The sequence below is a fragment of the Paenibacillus sp. sgz302115 genome, assembly GCF_056120445.1.
Genome location: NZ_JBVYOK010000014.1, coordinates 17,584 through 41,114, shown reverse-complemented (window position 1 = coordinate 41,114; position 23,531 = coordinate 17,584). Strand labels below are relative to the sequence as shown.

Sequence of the window (23,531 nt, the reverse complement as noted above, 5' to 3'; positions counted from 1 at the left end):
AAACCCTGTCCTAGATCAGGACAGGGCCTTGCGCAACAGGTTGTATTAAGGTGCCGGCAGGGGATGCCTGCAAGCGCTGCTTGTAATGTTTAAGCGTAGAAATTCTGCAACTGGCGCACGATCTCCGCCTTGTCGTGCTCCACTACGGTCATAAATTGCGGCATAGAGAACAGGGCTGCTATCGGTGCCGGGAACTCCTGCTTGATGCCGGTCAGGGCAATCGCCTCGTCGAATTTTGCCGGATGGGCTGTCGCGAAGGTGATGGCCGTTTCATCCGGGCTGCTGAACGCTTCGTATGCTGCGATGCCGCAAGCCGTATGCGGGTCCAGCAGATAGCCGTATTCCCGCTCGTATTTGCTGATGGTATCAAGGCACATCTGATTCTTAACCCCCAGAGCGGCGAAATCCTGCTGTACCTGGGCAAAGGCTTCCCCAGTCACCGAAATTTTTCCCTCTGTCTGCAGCTCAGCCATATACGCAGACAGCTTCACCGCATCCTCGTCTACGAGGTAATAGAGATAACGTTCGAAGTTGCTCGCTACCTGGATATCCATCGACGGGCTGTAGGTTCCGGTGAAGCTGCCTGGTTTGTATTCGCCGGTCAGCACGAACCGTTCGAGAATGTTATTTTCGTTGGTGGCGATGATCAGCTTATTAATCGGCAGGCCCATCTTTTTAGCCAGATAACCCGAGAAAATATTGCCAAAGTTGCCCGAAGGCACACTGATGTTAATCTTCTTCTCCGCACTGTCTTTAATCTGCAGATAGGCATAGAAATAATAGACTGTCTGCGCCAGAATGCGCACGAAGTTGATCGAGTTGATCGCCCGCAGATGATACCGTCCCTTGAAGTCCAGATCGGCGAACAGCTCCTTAATTACCTTCTGGCAATCGTCGAAGTTGCCCTCCACGGACAGGTTCAGCACATTGCTGTCGTCCACCGTTGTCATTTGCAGCTCCTGTACCTTGCTGACCTTGCCGTGCGGGTGAAGGATACAGATTTTGATGCCTTCCTTGCCGCGCACGCCCTGAATCGCCGCCGCTCCGGTATCGCCTGAGGTCGCTCCGAGGATATGGATAATTTCGCCCCGCACCTTGGCAATATAGGAATACAGCTCGCCCATGAACTGCAGCGCCACATCCTTGAAAGCGAACGTAGGCCCGTGGAACAGCTCCAGGACATACAAGGAGTCATTGACTTTGTGCAGCGGCGTTACTTCCGGTGTGCGGAAATTGCCGTAGCTGGTAGCGGCCATTTTTTTGAGATCATCATAGGGAATTTCGTCGTTAGTATAGTATGAGAAAATTTCAAGAAAGAGCTCCTGGTAGCTAAGGCTCCGCCATTCCTCCAGCTTCTCGGGGGAGATTACCGGAATCTGAGCCGGCACCATCAGCCCGCCGTCATCCGCCAGCCCCATCAGAACCGTATCAATAAAGCCTTTAGCTTTTACATTGCCTCTTGTGCTTATATACTCCATACCTCTCTCATCCTCCTGAACCCCTCTTTATTTAACCTGCTGATACACGATGCTTAAGCTTAATCTACATAGTAACACGTTTAAGCGTTAAAGTCCGTTACTTCTGTGTCAACTTTTGCGATAAAATGTAGTGCGCGTCTTTTTACGGGTATATGCCATCCATCCTCCAGCCGGGCTTACACTGACTTTCGACACCGCTGCGCACATACTCGCTATTTGTCCTGCAGATCTTTCCATACGGTTTTGTTGCTATATTTCTTCTCTACGCTAATATCCTTGCCGAACCATTCCGGGGCCGCGAAGCGCTCAGCTTCCTCCATAGAATCGAACTCAACCTCAAGCACCGTAAGCTCAAGCTGGGTATAGAGGTCAATCTCGATAGTGGTTCCGTTCCAGAGACCTGTAATGCGCGTCTTCACCAGCGGCACCGCCTTTACCGCCTCAATCATCTGATTGTACAAGCCCTCCGAGATGAAATATTCGATCTCCTTGCGGCTGATGCCTTTGCCGTCCTTGAAGGTATGGGTATATGTAATCTCGCCCGAATCCAGATCGGTGATCTTGCGTACTCTCAGCTCCTGCCCGTCCTCAATCGCAAGATAGGTCTGGTCAATGCTGTGCCGGGTAAGCACCTTCACCTGACCTTCCGCAATCAGCCCCTCCGGGTATTCCGGCAGCAGGAATTTGCGTTCAATCTCCATGCCCATGCTGTGTCTCTCCTCTGTACAGTCTTTATATTATTTATCATGATAGGGGCGGGTCATACGCAAGTCAATCGGTAACCCGAAATCTTATGGGAACAGGCTGCTGATCGACTGCATGTCATAATGATTGATGATTTTGAAAGACCCGCTGCTGTACTTATCTTTTCTGTCATGGTCAAAGATGTCGATGTGCTTTTGGTCATCCAGTTCAATGCTGAATCTTAAGTATTTGTTTACAGCAATTTGAATCGAGTACCTATTGGTATAATTGCGGGAAACATCGGAGCTTCTTAATTTGACATCGGCAAAAGCGTCCATGATCTCTGCGATTTTCGCTTTATCGGTTACAGTGACTTTGACCCCATCCGCCGCTCCCTTCGCGGTTCGGGTAACTGCAATAGAGGTAATATCCTGCAACTGGATGCGCCCGGATACCCGGTCCTCAAAGGAGCTGAACATCTGCACGAGCGTCCCCACCCAGTACACAGCCATTCCAAGCAGAAAAATCGTCAGGAATATCTGCGTCAGCGTCGGCTTCCTCCACATTCTCGGATTACACCACGTCCCAAACTTCTTCCGTTCACCCGGATTTTTACGATTTTCCGCCTGCTCCGGATTCTCTGTCTTCTCCGCCCGCTCTGCTCCGTTCCCCTGATCCAGCATAACCGCTCCGCCCTCCTCCGAAATCAAGCAACACTTCCATTATATACAATTAGGCACAACATGGAATGTACAAAAACCGCTTTGCCTGATCGCGTGATCCTTAGGATGATGTTCTCATTTCAGATGGCGGTGCATCCTATTGCATTTTCTACAACAGACTCCTCCTATATTCACCGAAAAACAGAATCTATTGCACTCTATGCACTAGAATTCATTGGAACGGGTGCTTTTGCTCCAAAATTCAGAAATCTATTGCACGAAATACAGCAGAACGCGATTTATCACGGATCGATGGGCTTTCTATTGCAGAAAGTGCAATCAGGCCAGTTTGTATAGCCATCTAAATTCAGAAAACGGGATACCCCATGCTGGGATACCCCGTCTCCGGCCATACTCTGTTACACTATCTCATACTCCAAATGGGCTGCTATTCCCCAAGCGGAAACAGCAGCGGTACCACACGGCCCGCCCCGACATCAATCAGGCCGTGGTCTGTGATTTTGAGCGCCGGGCTGACCGGAAGGGAATGTGTGCTGATCGACATAATCGGGTTGTAATGATTGTAGCCCAGCGATTCCATCGCTGTCCGCAGCGCGAGCACACGCTCCGCCGTCTCTTCAAGCGGAGCTTCGGTCAGAATGCCGCCGACCGGCAGCGCCAGCGAAGCAACGACCTTACCATCCAGCACGACGCAAAAGCCGCCTTGCCCGGCAATCACCGTATTTGCCGCCAGGACCATGTCCTCAGGGCCATGGCCCACAACCAGCAGATTGTGGTTGTCGTGCGAATATGTGGTCGCAATCGCGCCGCGCTTGATCGTGTCGCCGCCGATCAGGCCGTAGGCACGGTTGCCGTTCTTGCCATAACGCTCGAAGGTGGCGATCAGGCCGAAGCCGCTCTCCTGCCACTGCAGCAGGCCGTCTTTAACCCCGGCCTCCCCATGCTTCTCCTCGGTGAATGTGGAGACGTTGCCCACCATCATCACACGGCAGCCGTAGCGGCCGTCCGGCAGCTCCGATGGCACCGCGAAGTCGGCAACGGCCAAGGGAGCCAGCTTCACACTCTTATAGAAATGGGCCGGGAACCGCGGCCCCCGCTCCGCCTGCGGTAAGGGCTGTTTGCGGTCATAGACCTGTGCGCCCCTCTTATAGACTGCTTCAATGACAAATCTGTCCAGAGCAGACAGCAGCAGATAATCGGCGGTTTTGTTCGGCGCGATCACGCCGCGGTCATCCATCTTCATCCGGCGGGCGGGAGTGAACGTGGCGGCATAAACCGCGTCCTCCGGGGCCATGCCCATAGTGATGGCCTTACGCACCAGATTGTCGAGATGCCCTGTCTGTACCAGCGAATCGGTCATCACATCATCGGTCACGAAGCAGAAATGCTCGCTGACCGTATGGCGGACCAGGTAATCCACGACTTCCGGGGTCATTGATTTTTCCTGAATCTCGATGAACATCCCCGCCGCGATCCGCGCCTTGAGGCCTTCAATGCTCTGGTGCGTATGGTCCGAATCAATGCCGGCATAGATCAGGCGGTGCAGATCAAGGTCCAGCAGCTTAGGCGTATGGCCCTCAATCACAAGACCCGGATAACGGCTGCGGACATGCTGCAGGATGCGGTTGCTTTTCCCCTCGGGATCACGAATGACATCAACATAATTCATCACTTCACCCAGACAGATCATCCGCTCCGTCTCCATCAGCTCGTCGATATCCGCAATTTCAATGGAACCCCCCGTTGTCTCCAGCGTAGTTGCCGGCACCGAGCTCGGTATCGAATAGAACATGTCCACCGCGCATTCACTGCTCGCCCGGATCATCTCATGTACGCCCTCGACGCCGAACACATTGGCCATTTCATGCGGCTCAGGGACAATCGTCGTTACCCCATGCTGCAGAATACCGTAGGAAAAGGTCTCCGGTGTAATCATCGTACTCTCGATGTGCAGATGAATATCAATCAGGCCGGGCACCATATATTGCCCCTCTGCCTGAATAATTTCCTTCGCCTCAAACGTCTCCGCACCGAGCGGCCCGATATAGAGAAAACGTCCGTCCTGCACGGCGACATTCGCCAGCTCGAACCGTTTATAGTAACTGTTGTATACTTTCGCGTTCAGTATAAGTTGATCTGTAATCATCGTGTATGCTCCTTATAAAGCGCTACTGCACCAGCACCAGCTTCTCTTTTGGAAAATAAACCGTGACCTGCTCCCCTTGCACGAAAGGGTGCTCCATCTCCTGATTGACCGTAAAGACTCCCAGTTCCGTCTCCACCTGATATTGGTAGCTGCGGCCGAGATACGTGCTGACCTGCACCTTGCCGGTCAAGGTATTGCCGGACATGCCGGAATCCGGCGTGCTGCCATAGAGCTGCAGATCGTCTGGGCGGATTGCCCCGAGCAGACCGGTATTGCCTTCGCCGCCCGGGCGTTTGGCCGCCAGAAACTTCAGCGTTCCCCGGCTCAGCTCAATATCTGCGCCCTCATCGCTTCTGCCCTCAAACGAGATAAAGTTCCCGAACCCGATGAACCGGGCCACAAATTCACTGGCCGGATATTTAAAGATCGCTGACGGCTGATCGAGTTGCTCGATCTTGCCGTTATTCATGACGGCCACCTGATCGGAGATGGAGAAGCATTCCTCCTGGTCATGGGAGACATAGACCGTCGTAATGCCCAGCTCCTGCTGAATGCGGCGGATTTCCACCCGCATGTTCACCCGCAGATTCGCATCGAGATTGCTAAGCGGCTCGTCGAACAGAAGCAGGTCCGGCTCGATGACCAGCGCCCGGGCAATCGCTACCCGCTGGCGCTGTCCGCCGGACAGGGCAGCTGGCAGCCTTTTCTCAAAACCGCCCAGACTAACAATCTCCAGTATCCGTGTAACGCGCTTCTTGACCTCCGCTTCCTTCAGCTTACGAAGACGCAGGCCGAACGCCACATTGTCATACACTGACAAGTGCGGGAACAGCGCATAGCTCTGAAACACAAAGCCGAAATTTCGCTTTTCCACCGGAACCTTAGTGTAGTCCTTCCCGGCGAACATGAAATTGCCCGCTTCCGCATTCAGGAATCCGGCGATCAGCCGCAGCGTGGTTGTTTTGCCGCAGCCGCTGGGTCCGAGCAGTGAGAGAAGCTGCCCTTTTTCCAGCGACAGATTGAAATCTTCCAGGATCAGACGGTTGTCATAAGCAACCGATACATGTTCCAGACTTAAGAGCGCCATTGCATTATGCCTCCGTATCTTTTGGTTAAATAGTCTATCGTTTGGTGAAATAGGCGAATCCCATCAGCCGCTCGATGATGAACATCAGCGCCGCCGTCAGCACCATCAGAAGGAGCGAAATGGCGGCAATCGTAGGATCGAAATAATTTTGCACATAAGTCAGCATTTGAATCGGCAGCGTGCTGATCCCCGGACCGGTCATGAACACGGAAATGTCCACGTTGTTGAAAGATTCCAGGAAGGCGATCAGAATGGCCGCCAGAATGCCGGAACGGATATTGGGCAGGACTACCTTGAAGAACGTATACAGCCTGCTGGCCCCCAGACTCTGCGCCGCTTCTTCCACGGCAAAGTCGAAATTCTCCAGACTCGAAGCGATGACCCGGATAATAAAAGGCAGCATAATCACCGTATGCCCGATCAAGAGTCCGGCGACAATCGGCAGCCCGTACACCACAATCAGGTAGCGCAGCAGCGTGAAGCCCAGCACAATGCCGGGAATCAGCACAGGAGACAGAAAAATCGCATTCAGCGTGTCCCGTCCGCGGAACCGGTAACGGCTCAGCGCATAGGCTGCAGGCACACCCAGAAGGAGCGCCAGCAGATTGCCGAGCAGCGAGATCACAATCGAGGTCTTGAACGTTTCCATGAATGCGCTGACCTCAAAAATGTTCTTGTACCACCGCAATGAAAAGCCCTCAGGGGGGAATTTCAGGACAGTGCCCGGCTCAAAGGAAGTCACGGAAATAATAACGAGCGGGCCCAGCAAAAAAATAAAGACCAGCAGCGTGTACAAGGACAACGCGCGGTTGCCTTCCTTCATGTTCTCACCCCTTCGGATTTAATCGGTTGGCCCAGGCGTTCATCAGCCCCACGACCACGAATGTAATGACGATCATAATCACGGCGATGACCGAAGCCGCCTGCCAGTCGTTCAGCGTCATCGCGTTCTGATATAAAAAGGTGGAGACCACCCGTTCCTTGCCGCCAAGCAGCGCCGGTGTCGTATACGCCGTCAGACTGCCGACAAAGACCAGAATGCCGCCGATGATCAGACCCGGCACAGTCAGCGGAAAAGTGATTTTACGGAAAGCCGTGAATGGAGAAGCGCCCAGACTGCGCGCCGCCCGCACCAGCTCATGATCCAGATTCTCCATCACTCCAAGCAGGGTGATGATAATCAGCGGCAGGAACAAATGCACCAGCCCGATCATCATTGCCGTAGGTGTGTAGAGAATATCCAGCGGTTTATCGATCAGATGGGTGTTGACGAGAAAGGAGTTGATCAGCCCTTTTTTACCGAGAATAATCATCCAGCTAAAGGAGCGGACAACCGGACTTGTCAGAAGCGGAAAAATCGACAGCGCGAGCAGAATACTCTTCTTGCGGGCGCTGGTCCGCGAAATATAGTAAGCCACCGGATACCCCAGCACCATGCAGACCAGCGTGGTCAGGGCACTCACCCGGAGCGTAGTCAGCAGGATGCGGTTAAAGTACCCGTCGCGGAAAAAATGCAAATACCCTTCCAGCGTCAGCTTCCCGTCCTGCACAAACGTGGAGGCAATGGTCAGCGTAATTGGTATCAGCATGAAGGCTGCCAGGAACAGCAGTCCCGGCAGCAGGAGAACCATCGCTTTTTTATTCATTCTAACGACTCCCGTCCTTCTTCGGCTCTTGGTTCAAGCTGTTGATGAAGCATTCCAGAAAAGCGGACGCGTCCACCTCCAGGCAAACACTGGTGTTCGGCGGCCGGTTCAGCCGGTTCTGGAAATCACAGACCGTCTGGCCGTCGCACAGCTCGCTGCGGGTCTCCACGTCCACATAATAATCGTATTTCGTGACAAAATCCTTGTTCAGCGCCACACCCACCGCCAGCGGATCATGCAGGGCACAGGCCTGCACACCGTTGCGCTCATAGTATCGCTCCCGGTAGCCGGCTGTGCTCCGCTCCACATAATCGCGGATAGCAGGAATGCGCAGCTTCTTGATATCCTCTGCGCCAAGCAGCGCCCGGCGGGTAACATCCAGACCGACCAGCGTCAGCCGGGGGAACCCTGCGGCGAGCACCTGCTTCGCAGCTTCAGGATCGACGTACATGTTGTATTCCGCCGTCGGTGTAATATTGCCGTAGCCCTGCACCACGCCGCCCATCACAATCACCTCGGCAGCATGCTGCACAAGCTCCGGGCACTTCTGCAGTGCCCGGGCCAGATTGGTCAGCGGCGCGGTCATAATCAGCGTGATCTCTCCGGGCTGCGCCAGCACCTGGCGGATGATGAAGTCTTCCGCAGCCTCCACTTCCGCCTGCTTCATAACCGGCATATCGCCCAGCGCGCCGCCGATGCCGTCCGCACCGTGTACACGGTGCTCGAAGAGCTGCTCGCGCACTAGCGGCTTATCAGCTCCGCGATATACCGGAATCTGCCCGGATACCCCGAGCAGCTCCAGAATCTTGCAGGTGTTCAGAGTTGCCTGATCCAGCGAGACATTGCCGCTGACTGTGGTGATGCCCAGAATGTCGAGCTGCCCGCTCGTGACCGCCAGCATGATCGCCAGGGCATCATCCACCCCTGTATCCACGTCCAGAATGACTTTTTTACGCCCCGTCATCCTTAGCCGCCAATCTCACGGTTGAAGCGGTCCGTCCACTCCGTAATATGCTGATTGACGAAGGACATATCCAGCTTGCGCAACTGTCCGATAACATCCGCTCCGTAAGTTACACCCACTGCCTCTTCAGGAGTCAGCATTACGTTGATATTGACAGGGGAATCGACCTTGGCTTTGGCGGATTTCTCCTGTACCTCCTGGCTCAACTGCCAGTTGATGAACTCTTCGGCAAGCTCTTTATTATTGCTGCCTTTGACGACGTTGACCGTATTCATTACAGCATAAGCACCTTCGGACGGCGCTACGAACTTGGCATCCGGCACAGCAGCCTGCAAGTCCTTGAAGTACATTTCCATGATCGGACCGCCGGCAATTTCCTCCTGGCCGAACATATTCACATATTCCGAAGTCTGGCTGTAGTATTTAACTACGTTGCTATCCAGCTCCTTCAGCTTCGTGAACGCCTGGTCTGCATTGAATTCGGTGTTGCCCGCCGCCACGGACGCCGCATCCACAACCATCGGACCCGCTGTAGCTGTAATTGCCGGCATTGCAAGATTCTTGTCAAACTGTGTCCACAGATCGCTCCAGGATTTCACTTCACCCTTAACAAGCGCAGGGTTGTAGGCAACTCCCAGACGTCCAATCGTATAAGCGGGACCATATTCTTCGCCCAGCGGTGCTTTGGCGATGTCATAAATCTGTTCGAGGTTCGGGATTTTGCTGCGGTCAATCGTTTCGAACAGCCCTTCGTTAATCGCCTGCTGCGCATAATAGTCTGACAGATAGACCACATCCACATCGGAGCTGCCTTGGCGGATTTTGTTCAATCGCTCGGCATTGTTGCCAATTTCAACGACGATCTTCACATTATGCTCTTTCTCAAACGGCGCATAGACCGACTCCTTGAAGAAGTCCTCCGAGAAGCCCCATGTCGAGATAACCAGTTCCGTAGGAGTACCCGATTGGGTCGCTTCCGGTGCGGCTGCATTAGTAGCGGCGGTGCTATTCGACGCAGCGTTGTTGTTACCGCCGGATGTGCCGCAAGCGGCAAGCAAAGAAGTCAGTGCAAGAGCAAGGCTAGTAGTCCAAATCTTTTTCATTAGTAAATAACCTCCCAAATGTAATTTGCGGTACAATTCCAGCAGTTACCCGTATAATTCCAGGCATAATCGATTAGCCACTTTCCAAGCTGTCTAAATAGCGGAGTCCGGTTGCGCAGCACCTCCCATTGGTAATAAAATCTTAATTCCCCTTATTTTTTCATAAAAAAAAGGAAAGCATTCTTGTAGGAACAAGAACACTTTCCTTTGTGTAAACAAAGTAAAAGAGCTACCCGTTATAGAAGGACGGTCTTCGCTTAAGATAGATCAAAAACGAAAATCCGCAGGTTGGTATATAAATTGTCATTCCCCACCCAAAATCATATTCGTAAAAGCCCACCCAGTCGGTGCATCGTAATCCCTAAGCAGAACCTCAATCCGAAGCCCCATCTCTTCCTCCAGCCGCTCTCTGAATCTCTTCTTGAACAGCAGTGACATGCGAAAATCCACTTCCTGCTTAAGCTCTGGTGCTTCTCCTTCAAGTGCGGAAGACCGTGGAGACCGGCGGTGCTTGGCGTGAAAGGTAATGACCCGCTGATCGACAGTAACGCGGAGCAGGGTCGTACCGAAACCAAACAATTCCTTGGATATCTCATTATAGATCTGGCACATCTTCTTCTTCTGCTCGCTGTTTTCCAGTTCTGCCATGAAACCACCTTTGAAAACAGAATATCGTACAATCACATCGATAGCAATTGTTATTATACATAATTATTGCATTTCGGGCAAGAAAAAAGCCATACTTAACATGAAAGTGACGCCAAACACGAACAATAGCGCTTTTTCTCTGGAGGATCAATCGGAATCCTCTTCCCAAAAAATTGGGGCAAGTCAAAGCATCGCATGCCCTGACCTGCCCCAAATGTACAAATTTTCTTTGCTAAGCTTGCGCCGCCAGCCGATAACATCCGCTCACAAAATCCTGCTGGATGTCCGGCAGCGTCAGCCCCGCCTGCATCAGGCGGTCGCCGCCGTAGACTTCACCGCTGTCCGCGAGGCGGTAGTCGAAATCCGGGTTCAGCCCGCTGAGCAGCAGCGTACGGCGCGCCGGGTGCGGCGTCGCCATCACCCGGAAATAGTAGACCAGCGCCTCACGCTGATCATCTGAGACGAACATCCAGGCCGTCTCATTGCCTTCGAACGGACTTTGCAGACGGTACAGGTTGCCCTGCTGCACCAGGCTGCGGATCTCCTTATAGTTTGCCACCTGCGCCTTGGCCAGCTCTTTTTCCTCTGGAGTGAATTTGGTCAGATCCAGCTCGTAGCCGAAATTGCCGGACATGGCGACATCGCCGCGGAAGGACAGCGGTGTAATCCGCCCGACCTGATGATTCGGCACAGCGGAGACATGCGCGCCCATCGCGCTGACCGGATAGACAAGGCTTGTGCCGTACTGAATCTTCAGCCGCTCTACTGCATCGGTATCATCGCTGGTCCAGGTTTGCGGCATATAGTAGAGCATGCCGGGATCGAAACGCCCGCCGCCGCTGCAGCAGCTTTCGAACAAAATATGCGGAAATGCCGAGGTCAGACGTTCCAGCAGCTCATACAGCCCCAGCACATAACGGTGTGCCGTTTCGCTCTGGCGTTCTGCCGGAAGCTGCGCCGAGCCGATCTCCGTCAGGCAGCGGTTCATATCCCATTTGATATAGGCTACCGGAACGGTAGAGAAAATGCGGCTGAGCGATTCAAAAATATACTGCCGCACCTCTTCTCTGGTGTAGTCCAGCACCAGTTGCCAGCGGAACTCACTGCGGCGGCGGCCCGGAACATGCAGACACCAGTCCGGGTGGCTGCGGTACAGATCGCTGTCCGGCGAGATCATCTCCGGCTCGACCCATAGGCCGAACTTCAAGCCGTGACCGTTCACCCGCTGCGCCAGATCGGACAGACCGCCGGGCAGCTTGCGCAGATCCTCGGTCCAGTCGCCTAGCGAGGAGTTGTCCGAATCCCGTTTGCCAAACCAGCCATCATCCAGCACGAACAGCTCGATGCCGAGCTTTGCGCCTTCGGCGGCAATCGCCTCCAGCTTCTCGGTGTTGAAATTGAAATAGGTTGCTTCCCAGTTGTTCACCAGGATAGGCCGCTCCTTATCCCTGTACTGTCCTCTGCTGAGCCGCGTCCGGTACAAACGGTGATAGGTTCTGGACATTTCCCCGATTCCCTGTCCCGAGTAGACCATGACGGCTTCCGGGGTCTGGAACCGCTCGCCCGGCTCCAGCTTCCATGAGAAGTCGAACGAATTCAGCCCGATGGCCATGCGGGTCATTCCAAATGAATCGACCTCTGCTTCAGCTTCAAAGCCGCCGCTGTACACCAGGGAGAAGCCGTATACTTCCCCCCGGTTCTCATCCGCGCCGGGCTTAGCCAGCGCGGCAAAAGGGTTGTGCTGGTGGCTGCTCATCCCGCGCCGGCTCTGGATTCCAGTGCTGCCCTGCTCTAGACGTCTGCGGGTGATATTGCCTTCCCGCGACCAGGCGCCGGAGAGATAGATCATCTCCATCCCGCCTACCTGGAAATCAACAGAGGCGCTCAGCGCACGCTGCAGTTGCAGCGGAGCCGGGCCGTCATTTACAAATTCCACGGAACGTGCAATCACATCCAGTTCCTTGTACACCGTATAGCGCAGGATCACGTTCAGCTTGGCATAGTCATCGCGCAGCGTAAGCTCTAGCGTGTCCGCCTCCTCCGCCGACTCCACATAGACTGAAGGCAGCCCGGCGAGTGCCGGTTTCCCTTCCATTACGCGGTATCCCTGGTAGCGCAGCTCAGTGATCCGTGTTCCATCCTCAAGCTTCGCCTGGTACGCAGGCACGCGGAAATCCCCCGTGCCGTACTGCGGGTATTCCTGCGGCAGGCGGTCAAGCGAGCCGCCTGTCACCAATGGGTGCAAGCCTTCCAGATTGCTGCCGTAGCGCAGCTTTTTCCCCCAATAGACATGCGCCGGATAGTCATTGACCAGCTCGATGATGTAGCTCATGCCCTTGCTTTGCAAATGGAATATCCCTTTGTCTTCCTGTATCCAAATTGCCATAGCCTTAGTTCCTTCTCTCCTGAAAGTTATATCCGTTGAACTATAGATTTCCATATTAGGGGCTGGTCGTAACTGCGGGGAATGCTTGAACTTCCGGCCGCTGCCCGTCTGCAGATTTCTTGATTTATACCGCTCTTCGCGGTGGAAATCCGCAGACAGCCTAATCATACGGCCAGCTTTCCTACGGAAAGCTCTCAGGCGGACGCTACCGCTCCGTAAGTATCCAAACTTCCCCTCCGTCACTTCTGCCCTTTTTATGTTTTCTTTAGTTCAACAGAATCAACAACAGTACATTTCAATTAAGCCTATTTCAGAAAAAATGCCATCGCTCGGATTCACGAAGCCTCTTCCTGCTTACACCAGGCTGCCGTTCACATAATCCGCCATCGAATGAACCTCCAGACCCTTCGGTGCAGCCGGAATGAAGTCCTCGTTCGCGTTGCCGCGCAGGAAGAATTCCACGATCTTTGTCTCGCCCGGGAGCAGGTCAAAGTAGTTGTCCGAGAAGATTCCCTCCTCGTCCGCTGTCAGATACACCCCTCTCGCCAGCACATCGCTGGTTACGGTGAAGCGTAGTCCGCCGCTGCCCGGAACCTCTTCCACTGCAAGGGCTGGCCGGGTCATTGCAATCTCCTTGGCGGATGCGAAGTAGTGCCGCGAATGCGCGGACAGTCCGCTGCCTGCCAGTAGAGACGCGGTCAACAGCACCCGGCCGGGATCGTGGTCCGCAAGCAGATCGGCCAGCTTCGCTGTAAATACAATCCCTGCCGAATCCGCTGCCATCGTCACCGGCTCAGACCATTCCTGCAGCAGAGTGCCGCTGAAGTCCTGCAGCCGGATCTGCAGCACGCCGTCAGTGACTTCCTGCCGGTCGGACACGGCATGCACCTGAAGGTTCTCTCCGTCAATGCTGACGATAGAGAGCATTAGCTCCTGGAAGCTTTTACGCACCGTGTATTGCAGCGCCTTCCAGCGGCCGTAATAATCCATGCCCGCCCAGGAGGCCACCGGCCAGCAATCGTTCATTTGCCAATACAACGTACCCATGCAATAAGGCTTGTTTCTTCTATGGCTTTCAATAGCAATCCGCATCGCCTCTGCCTGAAGAATCTGGCTCATGTAGAGGAACCCTCTGAAATCCTTTGGCTCCGGCAGATAAATATCCATATACTCCTTAATCAGCAGGTTGCCGCGTCCGTTCTTCTGGTGGGCCAGCATGACCTCCGATTCCAGCGCCATATCGCTCTCTTCCGCGTAGCTAAGCACCGACTTCAGCTCAGGAAAGGACTGGAAGCCGTATTCACTCATGAAGCGGCCTACCTTGACATTGTAGTTCTCAAAAGGCTCGCTCGCATGCCACACGCCCCAATAATGGATATCGCCCTCACCGGCAATCCTTGTCGCGTGCTGATTGGCATCCCCGGTAAGGTCCCGCAGCGGAGAAGATGCCCAGTAATCCACATCCGGGTGACCGGCAGCTACAGCTTCCGGCAAAATATGGTGGAACACAGCTTCATAATCCTTCCATAATGTCTCACGGATATCCTGGCTGAACTTCTCTTTCCAGCCCCAGCCTATGTTCTCCTCATAATGCGCCCAGGCTGAATCCATCTCATTATTGCCGCACCACAGGGCGATGCACGGATGATTGCGCAGTCTCCGCACGTTGTACTCGGCTTCCTCCTGCACACTCTTCAGGAAATGCTCATCCCCGGGATACATGCTGCAAGCGAACATGAAATCCTGCCACACCAGCAGACCGTATTCATCGCACAGCCGGTAAAAAACATCTTCTTCATAAATACCGCCGCCCCACACCCGCAGCATGTTCATATTGGACGCAACCGCTGAAGCGATCTCATGACGGTAACGCTCCTCAGTAACCTCTGTGGAAAAACTGTCGTTCGGAATATGATTAGAGCCTTTGGCAAAGACCCGAACACCATTCAGTTCAAAATAAAACGACGCCCCCCGCTCATCCGGCTGCCGGATCAGCTTGATCTCCCGCAGCCCGGTAGTTACCTCCGCCTGCGCTATGGCTTTGCCGCCTTGCAGCAGCTCCGCGCGGAACGCGGTCAGATTAGGCTCACCCAGTCCGTTGCACCACCAGAGACGGGGCTGATCAACTACAGCCTCCAGCTCCAGAATCTGCTTACCCGGCTGTACCGAGACGGACTTCATCCATTCCTGTCCGCCAGAGCTGATCCGCAGCAGCCCGTCCCAGCCTGCCGGCGAATCCACCTCTACCACCGCCGTCAGCCTGGCTTCTGCGGCTGTGACCGCATTCTGGCGGATATATAAATCAGTCACCTTCACACTGTCCCGGCCTTCCAGCACCGCTTCGCGCCAGATGCCGCTGGTCACGAATCTCGGACCCCAATCCCAGCCATAATGATAAGGAGCTTTGCGGGCAAACACGCTGATCTGCTGCTCCCCAAGCCCGCCCAGCTCCGATTGGTCATTGGGCGCAGGAAGCGCATAGCCGAGCTGCTCCAGCTTAGGCAGATCCTCCTGCACCACTGAACGGAATCTGACGCGAATTTCATTTTCTCCCGTCCGCAGCAGCTCTTTCACATCCACGGTCCAGGACCGGAACATATTGTCCGCAGAGAGCGCATGGACATCATTTACGAAAACATCGGCATACGTGTCCAGACCGGCGAAGACCAGTTCGGTCACTGCGAGACGCTCCCATTCCTCATCTAGCTGCAGGACCGTCCGGTATTCCCAGTCCTTTTTGTCGATCCATTGCAGCTCGTGCTCGTTCTTTCCATTAAAAGGCTGCGGAATAAGTCCATTGCGAAGCAGATCAGTATGCACCGTTCCCGGCACGGCTGCCGGCAGCCACGCGTCATCACCGCAGGCTCTAAATTCCCAGTTGTTCAATTGAAGTTGCATTTGTTTCATGGGGCCTCCTAAAATACGAATATAAATCGTTTTCATATTCATTCTATTTTGTTATCTTATTGTTAGCAATACACTAATTATATTCTTTCAAACAGAATAAATGAAGACAATAAATAATAAATCACTCCATTTCTCAACGGTAAATTCATCGCTATAATAAATGATGTAAACGCTAACAATAACACGAAAAGGGGACAACGCAATGAGAAACAAGTTATTTTCGTTATGTTTTGTTATCATCATGGTTTTCTCTCTATCCTTGACAGGCTGTGGCTCCAATGGCAACAATAACGCCGCTACAGCCACCGACAAGCCCGCAGAGTCTACAGCTCCAGAGAACACCGGCGGCGATGCGGCAGCGACCACTGAACCGGCAGCGGCCAGCGGCTCCGATATCAGCGGCAAAATCACCTTCCTCACCAACAGAACCGACATGATCGGCAAAGAGTATGACGAATATGTAAAGCGCTTCAATGAGAAATATCCGAACATTAAGGTTGAATTCGAAGCCTCCCAGACCGACTACAACCAGCAAGCTAAAGTCAGAATGGCCAGCGGAGAGCTGCCAGACGTTATGTTTGTCCCTACCATCCCGAACTCCGACCTGCCGAAATATTTTGCCTCACTTGACGATCTCGGCCTGAACGATAAGATTACCTTCAAAGATTTCAAATCCTACGAAGGCAAGCTCTACGGAATTACAACCGGTAACTCCACCTCCGGTATCGTATACAACAAGAAAGCCTTCGCCGATGCCGGCATCACCGAAATCCCTAAGACCTGGGATGAATTCCTCGCCGCCTGCGAGAAGCTGAAAGCCAAAGGTGTCATTCCACTTGCTTCCAACTTCAAGGACAAATGGCCGCTGAACGACTGGGTATATGCAGTGCCGCGCATCATTGAAGGCAAACCGGACTTCCCTAATGAGAAGCTGAACACCGACACTCCATTCACAATGGATAATGGATACGGCAAATCACTTAGCCTGTTAAGAGAGCTTAACGAAAAGGGCTACTTAGAAAAAGACATCAACTCCACCAACTGGGAACAGTCCAAGAAAGACATCGCATCCGGCAAGTTCGCCATGTACTTCCTTGGCAACTGGGTCATCAATCAAGTCATCGGCGCAGGTGCAACATCCGACAACGTAGGTTTCTTCCCGCTGCCATATGACAACTCGGGTAAACTGACCGCACCGCTCAGCCCTGACTTCTTCTATGCAGTATCCAAGGACAGCAAAAATGTAGACGCTGCCAAAGCCTTCGTGAAATGGATGATCGAAGATTCCGGTTATGAGGATTTTGCCGGATTTATCTCTCCGCTCAAAGGCAAGGAATCCAAGCTGACCCAGCTCAAGGAATTCCAGGCCACCGGCGTAACGCTGCAGGAAGGCACCGTTGACGACGCCAAAGTTACGGAAATCACCAATAAAGCACAGCTCGACCTGCCGGCTATGGCGCAGGAATTTGTACTCGCCAAAGATCCGCAGACCGTATTCGACAAATGGAACAAAGCCTGGGCCAAGGCCAAAAAAGAACTCGGCTATTGATCTAAGACTCACGCTGCACAGTCAGGCCTCATAAACACGGCGCAAAATGGATTATCGCCTTCACGGATAATCCATTTTGCCGTCAATAGCTTAAGGAAAGAAGGTCAAGCCATGTTCGGAACGTTATCCTATAACAAACAGAAGACGATCATTATCATCTCATTCCTGCTTATTCCGCTGCTGCTGCTGGCTACATTCACGTATTATCCGGCACTTAAGCTGATCTACTACAGCTTCACGAACTGGGATGGCTATAGTCCTGAGAAGCCCTGGGTCGGTCTGGACAACTACCGTGAGGTGTTCAGCAATCCTGATATCTTCAAGGTATTCGCGCATAACTTTGCCTACTTCGTCATGGGCATTGTCCAGAATATCGTAGCCATTTATTTCGCCGTCGTCCTGAACAGCAGGCTGCGGGGCCGCAACGGCTTCCGCATTATGCTCTTCCTGCCCTACATTATGAACGGTGTCGCTGTTGCGTTTATGTTCGGTTATGTCTTCGATACCACGAACGGCTCGCTGAATCTGTTCCTGAACAGCCTCGGGCTTACGCATCTGGCAGAGACCAGCTGGCTCGGGACCGAAGGGCTGGTCAACTATTCACTAGCCTCCACCGGCTTCTGGCGCTTCATGGGCTACAACATGGTTATTTACATTGCCTCCCTGCAGGCCATTCCAAGCGATATTTATGAAGCTGCCAAGATCGACGGCGCAGGCTCCTTTCAGACGCTGTGGAGAGTTACCCTGCCGAATATGAAGGCTGTGATCCAGCTCAATCTTTTCCTGACCGTGACCGGTGCGCTGGAAGTGTTCGATCTGCCGTTTGTGCTGACCAAAGGCGGCCCTGCCGGCGCCAGCCAGACCTATGTGCAGCGCGTAGTCGAAACGGCATTCGCTTTTAACAATTACGGCCTGGCATCGGCGATGAGCATCATTCTGCTGTTCTTTGTCGTTATCGTGCTGCTGGTGCAGCAGCTAGTTCTGAGCCGGGGAGGAGACAAGTAACTATGACACACACCAAGTTCCGCTTCACCGATGTAATCAAATACTTATCGCTCCTGATCGGGGTCTTTGTCGTCCTCTTTCCCCCATATGTAGTAGTGGTCAACGCCTTTAAATCTACGGATGAGTTCAATTCCAGCAGCTCTATGGCGCTGCCCAAGAGCTTTTTGAACTTCGACAACTTTGTCGCCGTCTTCCAGCGCGGGGGTCTGCTCAGCGGCTTCGGCAATGTCCTCATCATTATCATAATTACATTGACCCTGAACATTCTGTTTGGGACAATGGTTGCATACGTGCTGGGCCGCTTCTCTTTTAAGCTGAAGCCGATTGTGTTCGGAGCTTATCTGGTAGCCACCATCATTCCAAGCATTACCACTCAAGTAGCAACCTTCGGCATTATTAAGAATATGGGCCTATACAATACGCTCGGCGCCCCCATCGTGCTCTATATCGGCGCAGACGTGATCCAGATTATTCTGTACCTGCAGTTTATCCGCAACATTCCTGTCGATCTCGACGAGAGTGCGATGGTAGAGGGCGCTTCCCTCTTCAAAATCTACCGTTCGATCATCTTCCCGCTGCTGACTCCGGCCACGGCGACGCTGGTTATTCTGAAGACGATCAGCATTTATAACGACATGTACATCCCTTACCTATATATGCCCAAACAGAGCCTTGGTGTTGTCACCACCATCCTGATGCGTTTCCAGGGGGTCAATTCGGGTGAATGGAACCTGATCTGTGCGGCGATACTGCTGATTCTGCTGCCTACAGTGGTTCTGTACTTTTTCCTGCAGCGTTATATCTTTGAAGGCGTAACGAGCGGCGCGGTCAAGTAAGCGGCATGTACGGAGAGGAATAACAGCATGATATCTGCCTTTCTGAGGTTTTTTCGCAAAATGTGGTTGTTCCTGGCCAATCTGCCGATGGAGCGGAAGCTCATTGTCGTGTTTGTGTTTCTCATTTCCATACCCATTACCTATGTCAGCTATATGTCCTCCCGCTCCATGTTCAATTCCGTTCTGGAGAGCGCTACCGAAAGCGCAGGTCAGATGACCTCGAATGCTTCGGATACCATGGACCGCTACGTTGCCGACCTGAAAAGATACACTTCTCTGCCGCTGTACAATACCGATGTGCAGTTCTACCTGGCCGAGCCAAGCACCGATTGGGAAAAAAATACCGCGATGTCGATGTTCCTCAGCTACCTGAAGCACACCAAAAGCGAGATTCTGGCCGTCTATATGGCAGACCAGCATGATACCATTTTTTATGACAGGGCTGCGGGCATCAATGAAATTTTTCCGGCGGAACGGCTGGCCTCATGGAAAAAACTCAGCGAAGCCGGCGGGACATCTGCTGTCGTACAGGGCAGACACAGCATCCGGGTGAATTCGTCCGAACACCGGGAAGTCTTCAGTGTGCTGCGTACCATTAAATCCGTAAGCACCTTGAACAATATCGGGATTCTCGTCTTTGATATCGACATCAACCTGTTCAAAGGCATTGTGGAGCCGGTAAATGCCGTTACTCAGGGCAGCACAATGGTCGTGGATGATCAAAGGAAGCTGATTTATGCCGGTGAAGGCACAAAGGGTGGGGTCAAGGAGGAGCAGGCTCACACCAGACAACTGCTGCTGGATCAGGTCAAGCTGGCTCAGGGGCATTTTCAAATTAAGCTGGATGGGCAGTCCTATCTGGCTGTATATACCGTATCGAAGCAAACGGGCTGGACCACAATGGTCACCATTCCCCTCTCCCGCATCCTTTCGCCGGTGGAGAAAAACCGCAATACGCTCATTCTGACAACGCTGGCGATTATTGCGTTCGCCCTGTTCGTGGCTACCATTATTTCATACGCGCTGACGAAGCCCCTGAAATCAATGGTCCGGCTGATGAAGCAGGTGCAGCACGGCAACCTGGAGGTGTGGCTGCATCCCAAATACAACGACGAGATCGGCATGCTCGGCAGCCATTTCAACCGGATGATTGTGCGGGTCAAGGATTTGCTTCAGGAGGTCTCCATTACGGAGAAAAGAAAACAGAAGGCCGATATGCGGGCACTGCAGAATCAGATCAACCCGCATTTCATATACAACACGCTGGAATCCATCCGCATGCTGGCTGAGGGCAGTGATGATCCGCGCGTAGCGGAGCTGACCTATCTGCTGGGACTGCAGATGCGCTATGGGCTGGTCCGCAGCGAGGAGATGGTCACGATCCGCCATGAGCTGGACCATGTGCGGAATTATCTGGACCTCTTGCAAATCCGCTTCCCGGACAAATTCAGGCTGCATATTGATGTGCCGGAGACCCTGCTCCCCATTCCCGTCATTAAGCTGGTGCTCCAGCCCATTGCCGAGAACGCTGTCTTCCACGGCCTTGAGCCGAAGGAAGGACCGGGCACACTTAGCATCAGCGGCCGGGAGGAGAACGGCAAAGCGGTATTTTGCGTAGAGGATGACGGCGTCGGCATGGATGAGGACACTTTGCACGCCTTGAACCATAGCTTGAGCAGCGGGGCCGACGGTGAAATGTTCGGCATTGGGCTGCGGAATGTGAACGAGCGCTTGCGCCTGTATTATGGCCCTTCGTTTGGGCTCAATGTGGAGAGCGAGCCTGGCAGAGGCACCCGTGTTACCCTGCGGATTGATGGCCTCTCTACCCGTCTCCGTGAGGGTTAATCCAAGTAGTCAGAAGGAGGCGAGCTGGATTGCTGCGTATTGCAATTGTAGATGATGAGATTCTGATCCGTGAGGGGCTAGCCCGGATGGTCCTCAAGGAGAGTAGCGGGTTCCTGGTTACCGGAACCTATGCTGACGGCAAGCAGTTGCTTGACGCCCTCCCCGGCCTTCAGGTTGATGTAGTCATTACAGATATTCGGATGCCGCAAGTCGACGGGCTGGAGCTGATCAAACGCCTCAAAGCCTCACATCCGCACATCCGCACCCTGCTGATGAGCGGCTTTGTTGAATTCAATTATGCCCGCGAGGCGATCCGCAGCTCGGCCGTAGACTATTTGCTGAAGCCGATCAACAAGGAGCAGCTCTTTGAGGTGCTCTACCATCTGGATGAGGAGCGGAAGCAGCAGCGCGAGAAGGAGGAACGCCAGCGCTCCGGGCTGCTGCTCTCCCTGCTGCATGTTGAGCAGCCGTCTGCGGTTCTGCTGAGCGGCCTTCTCTTGCCCCTGCCTTGCTTCACCGTGCTTGTGCTCAAAGGAAGCTCCCGCGAAGCCGTCTGCGCCTGTTCAGACCATCTTCGGCAAGTGAAGGGGCTATTGCTGGACGCTCTTGAGGTGCAGAAAGGGCACTATGCATGGATCTGGTATTCCGCAGAGCCGCTTACGGCTGCCGAACTCGCGATGCTCGGCGAGCCTCTCAGCGCCGCAAGCGGCGGACAGCCGCTGCATGCCGGAGCCAGCCGCTCCTACAGCGATCCCGCCATGCTGAGAGCGGCTTACGTGGAAGCCAAGCGGGCCTGTGATGCGGGGATTTACAATCCGCAGCCGCTGCATTATATTACAGTTCAAGAGCTTTCCGCTGCGGACAAAAGTCTGAGCGACCCCTTTACGCCCTTGCGCGGGCCGCTGATCCATGATTTGCAGATTCTGAATGTGCCCGGGGTCCTGGAACGGATTCATGCTTTGTTCTCCGTGCTGGAGTCTCAGCATGCCTCTCCTGAACAGATTCTGCGGGCTTGCCGTGAGGTTGAGGACATGGCCCGCAAGGAGCTTCAGGAATTCGAAGCGATGTACCGCAGCAGCAGCAGCGGGCTTGCCCTGGAGGAGCAAATCGGGACCTGCATGAGCTTTGGCGAGATCAGCCGTCTATTCACCTCCGCCATCTCGGAAGCGCTAAGCGCCATCCGCGCCCACCGCCTGGAGCTCTCCGGCACAGCCGTTGAGAGCGTGAAGCGCTGGGTAGCGGCCAACTACAGCCAGCACGCCGATCTGAACATGCTGGCGGGCATGGTATTTTTGACGCCAAGCTATTTAAGCAAGCTGTTCAAGCAGGAGACCGGGCTGACTCTGACCGATTATGTGATTGAAATCCGTATCCGCCAGGCCAAACAACTGCTGAAGCATGCCCCGGACCTGAAGGTTCATGAAATCGGGGCCGAGGTCGGCTATCCCGATCCCGCCTATTTCAACAAGCTGTTCAAAAAAATCGTCGGCATCACGCCGAACGAATATAAACGCATTTCAATAGTGTAAGGAGATTGATCCCTTTGCAGCCATGGTTAAGCTCAGCCGGTGACGGGCAGGAAATCCAGGTGTACGATACGACAGAACTATATGGTGAGAAAGGCCGATTCCGCGTGCTGCAGTTTTCGGGGGACGCCATTCAAGGCGCACTCGATCTGAACCACCCCCGGCGCGTGGTCTTTGAATATCCGCGAGCGATGATCCATCTCATGGAGGCGGGCGAGCCTTTTTTCGAGGATGTATTTGTCATTGGACACGGCATCGGAACGATTGCCAGATACTTCGCAGAGAAGTCGTTTAAGATTGCCGAGGTGAGCGCGGAGGTCGTGGAGCTGAGCAGGCAGCATTTTGGCTACAGCCAGGATAATGTTGTAGTCGGTGACGGACGCCTCCTTCTGGAAGGCGAGCCGGACCGCCGCTATGACTTCATCCTGCTGGACGCCTTCACCAAAGACGGCACTCCGCAGCATCTGGTCTCCAGCGAGTTCTTCGCCCTGGCCCGCTCCAAGCTGAACAGCCGCGGCTCGATCATCATGAACCTGATGGGCCGCAGCGAAAAAGACCGCCTGATAAGCGCCATCCACACAACGCTAAGCGAACAATTCCCCTATATCAAGGCCTTTGCCCTCCCCTCGGAAGGCACAGCCGACATCCGCAACATCCTCATCATGGGCAGCAGCAAGCCCATTCGCTACCAAACCCGGCAAATGGCCGGATTCGTGGAAATCACACCCGGGCAGGGGCATGTGATCCGGGACTAGGTGTAGTGCACACAAACAGAGAAAGAGCCCTCGTTATGAGAACCCTCTCTTTGCTGTGCTGGCAAGACGTGCTGCGGCTAACCGTTGAACCCGGCGAAATCCCGGTCACTTGAGCCAAGCCTAGGCTGCCGGCCTAGTTTAAGTGGAATTAGTACCACTAAATCTGCTGAAATCCACGCCATAGCAGGCTTTAGTTGGATTTTCTCCACTTATTTCAACCAAAATCAAAGGTTACTGTTCCATTCGGTCCAATTAGTTGTACTTTTTCCCACTACTATTGTTT

Annotated in this window: 18 protein-coding genes; 6 read left to right on the top strand and 12 right to left on the bottom strand. The window is 53.6% G+C overall.

The window, feature by feature from the left end:
- Positions 1-89: 89 nt before the first annotated feature.
- From thrC to AC0LWN_RS22595, 12 genes are all read right to left on the bottom strand, one after another.
- A complete protein-coding gene (thrC, locus tag AC0LWN_RS22650; protein WP_474669318.1) occupies positions 90-1,478 on the bottom strand; it encodes a threonine synthase in 1,389 nt (462 codons plus the stop codon).
- 212 nt (positions 1,479-1,690) lie between these two features.
- Positions 1,691-2,185: a CYTH domain-containing protein gene (locus AC0LWN_RS22645; RefSeq protein WP_474669316.1), complete on the bottom strand. Its 495-nt coding sequence runs from the start codon at positions 2,183-2,185 to the stop codon at positions 1,691-1,693.
- A gap of 84 nt (positions 2,186-2,269) precedes the next feature.
- Entirely contained in the window at positions 2,270-2,845 is a 576-nt protein-coding gene (locus AC0LWN_RS22640; protein WP_474669314.1) for a hypothetical protein, read from the bottom strand.
- 427 nt (positions 2,846-3,272) lie between these two features.
- Complete coding sequence (locus AC0LWN_RS22635; protein ID WP_474669312.1) at positions 3,273-4,991, bottom strand: adenine deaminase C-terminal domain-containing protein; 1,719 nt, start codon at positions 4,989-4,991, stop codon at positions 3,273-3,275.
- 22 nt (positions 4,992-5,013) lie between these two features.
- The gene (locus AC0LWN_RS22630; RefSeq protein ID WP_474669310.1) at positions 5,014-6,078 is read right to left on the bottom strand and encodes an ABC transporter ATP-binding protein; all 1,065 of its coding nucleotides are present in this window, start codon (positions 6,076-6,078) and stop codon (positions 5,014-5,016) included.
- 34 nt (positions 6,079-6,112) lie between these two features.
- Positions 6,113-6,901 carry an ABC transporter permease gene (locus AC0LWN_RS22625; protein ID WP_458967341.1) on the bottom strand — a complete coding sequence of 263 codons (789 nt, stop codon included), beginning with the start codon at positions 6,899-6,901 and terminating at the stop codon, positions 6,113-6,115.
- A 4-nt stretch (positions 6,902-6,905) separates the two neighbouring features.
- The gene (locus AC0LWN_RS22620) at positions 6,906-7,724 is read right to left on the bottom strand and encodes an ABC transporter permease (protein ID WP_474669308.1); all 819 of its coding nucleotides are present in this window, start codon (positions 7,722-7,724) and stop codon (positions 6,906-6,908) included.
- A 1-nt stretch (position 7,725) separates the two neighbouring features.
- Positions 7,726-8,688: a nucleoside hydrolase gene (locus tag AC0LWN_RS22615; RefSeq protein WP_474669306.1), complete on the bottom strand. Its 963-nt coding sequence runs from the start codon at positions 8,686-8,688 to the stop codon at positions 7,726-7,728.
- 2 nt (positions 8,689-8,690) lie between these two features.
- Positions 8,691-9,791: an ABC transporter substrate-binding protein gene (locus AC0LWN_RS22610; protein ID WP_474669304.1), complete on the bottom strand. Its 1,101-nt coding sequence runs from the start codon at positions 9,789-9,791 to the stop codon at positions 8,691-8,693.
- A gap of 303 nt (positions 9,792-10,094) precedes the next feature.
- Positions 10,095-10,439: a DUF2294 domain-containing protein gene (locus tag AC0LWN_RS22605; protein ID WP_474669302.1), complete on the bottom strand. Its 345-nt coding sequence runs from the start codon at positions 10,437-10,439 to the stop codon at positions 10,095-10,097.
- A gap of 232 nt (positions 10,440-10,671) precedes the next feature.
- The gene (locus tag AC0LWN_RS22600) at positions 10,672-12,825 is read right to left on the bottom strand and encodes an alpha-galactosidase (protein WP_474669300.1); all 2,154 of its coding nucleotides are present in this window, start codon (positions 12,823-12,825) and stop codon (positions 10,672-10,674) included.
- Positions 12,826-13,179: 354 nt separating this feature from the next.
- Positions 13,180-15,732: a beta-mannosidase gene (locus AC0LWN_RS22595; protein ID WP_474669298.1), complete on the bottom strand. Its 2,553-nt coding sequence runs from the start codon at positions 15,730-15,732 to the stop codon at positions 13,180-13,182.
- Positions 15,733-15,934: 202 nt separating this feature from the next.
- On the opposite strand from AC0LWN_RS22595, the gene AC0LWN_RS22590 reads away from it, so the two are divergent.
- The 6 genes from AC0LWN_RS22590 to AC0LWN_RS22565 all read left to right on the top strand — a co-directional run bounded on the left by AC0LWN_RS22590 (position 15,935) and on the right by AC0LWN_RS22565 (position 23,248).
- Positions 15,935-17,281 carry an ABC transporter substrate-binding protein gene (locus tag AC0LWN_RS22590; protein WP_474669296.1) on the top strand — a complete coding sequence of 449 codons (1,347 nt, stop codon included), beginning with the start codon at positions 15,935-15,937 and terminating at the stop codon, positions 17,279-17,281.
- Positions 17,282-17,392: 111 nt separating this feature from the next.
- Positions 17,393-18,286, top strand: coding sequence for a carbohydrate ABC transporter permease (locus AC0LWN_RS22585; protein WP_474669294.1), 894 nt, complete (start codon positions 17,393-17,395; stop codon positions 18,284-18,286).
- Between the two features lie 2 nt (positions 18,287-18,288).
- The gene (locus AC0LWN_RS22580) at positions 18,289-19,122 is read left to right on the top strand and encodes a carbohydrate ABC transporter permease (protein WP_474669292.1); all 834 of its coding nucleotides are present in this window, start codon (positions 18,289-18,291) and stop codon (positions 19,120-19,122) included.
- Positions 19,123-19,149: 27 nt separating this feature from the next.
- Positions 19,150-20,967, top strand: a complete 1,818-nt coding sequence (locus AC0LWN_RS22575) for a cache domain-containing sensor histidine kinase (RefSeq protein ID WP_474669290.1) — start codon at positions 19,150-19,152, stop codon at positions 20,965-20,967.
- Between the two features lie 29 nt (positions 20,968-20,996).
- The gene (locus AC0LWN_RS22570; protein WP_474669288.1) at positions 20,997-22,496 is read left to right on the top strand and encodes a response regulator; all 1,500 of its coding nucleotides are present in this window, start codon (positions 20,997-20,999) and stop codon (positions 22,494-22,496) included.
- A gap of 14 nt (positions 22,497-22,510) precedes the next feature.
- Positions 22,511-23,248, top strand: a complete 738-nt coding sequence (locus AC0LWN_RS22565) for a spermidine synthase (RefSeq protein ID WP_474669286.1) — start codon at positions 22,511-22,513, stop codon at positions 23,246-23,248.
- Positions 23,249-23,531: the final 283 nt, after the last annotated feature.

Excerpts from the sequence above, each read along its gene's own strand:
- AC0LWN_RS22620 (WP_474669308.1), bottom strand. The coding sequence starts at position 7,724 with ATGAATAAAAAAGCGATGGTTCTCCTGCTGCCGGGACTGCTGTTCCTG.
- AC0LWN_RS22600 (WP_474669300.1), bottom strand. The coding sequence starts at position 12,825 with ATGGCAATTTGGATACAGGAAGACAAAGGGATATTCCATTTGCAAAGC.
- AC0LWN_RS22645 (WP_474669316.1), bottom strand. The coding sequence starts at position 2,185 with ATGGGCATGGAGATTGAACGCAAATTCCTGCTGCCGGAATACCCGGAG.
- AC0LWN_RS22595 (WP_474669298.1), bottom strand. The coding sequence starts at position 15,732 with ATGAAACAAATGCAACTTCAATTGAACAACTGGGAATTTAGAGCCTGC.
- AC0LWN_RS22590 (WP_474669296.1), top strand. The coding sequence starts at position 15,935 with ATGAGAAACAAGTTATTTTCGTTATGTTTTGTTATCATCATGGTTTTC.
- AC0LWN_RS22605 (WP_474669302.1), bottom strand. The coding sequence starts at position 10,439 with ATGGCAGAACTGGAAAACAGCGAGCAGAAGAAGAAGATGTGCCAGATC.
- AC0LWN_RS22580 (WP_474669292.1), top strand. The coding sequence starts at position 18,289 with ATGACACACACCAAGTTCCGCTTCACCGATGTAATCAAATACTTATCG.
- thrC (WP_474669318.1), bottom strand. The coding sequence starts at position 1,478 with ATGGAGTATATAAGCACAAGAGGCAATGTAAAAGCTAAAGGCTTTATT.
- AC0LWN_RS22585 (WP_474669294.1), top strand. The coding sequence starts at position 17,393 with ATGTTCGGAACGTTATCCTATAACAAACAGAAGACGATCATTATCATC.
- AC0LWN_RS22635 (WP_474669312.1), bottom strand. The coding sequence starts at position 4,991 with ATGATTACAGATCAACTTATACTGAACGCGAAAGTATACAACAGTTAC.
- AC0LWN_RS22610 (WP_474669304.1), bottom strand. The coding sequence starts at position 9,791 with ATGAAAAAGATTTGGACTACTAGCCTTGCTCTTGCACTGACTTCTTTG.
- AC0LWN_RS22615 (WP_474669306.1), bottom strand. The coding sequence starts at position 8,688 with ATGACGGGGCGTAAAAAAGTCATTCTGGACGTGGATACAGGGGTGGAT.
- AC0LWN_RS22625 (WP_458967341.1), bottom strand. The coding sequence starts at position 6,901 with ATGAAGGAAGGCAACCGCGCGTTGTCCTTGTACACGCTGCTGGTCTTT.
- AC0LWN_RS22630 (WP_474669310.1), bottom strand. The coding sequence starts at position 6,078 with ATGGCGCTCTTAAGTCTGGAACATGTATCGGTTGCTTATGACAACCGT.
- AC0LWN_RS22575 (WP_474669290.1), top strand. The coding sequence starts at position 19,150 with ATGATATCTGCCTTTCTGAGGTTTTTTCGCAAAATGTGGTTGTTCCTG.
- AC0LWN_RS22640 (WP_474669314.1), bottom strand. The coding sequence starts at position 2,845 with ATGCTGGATCAGGGGAACGGAGCAGAGCGGGCGGAGAAGACAGAGAAT.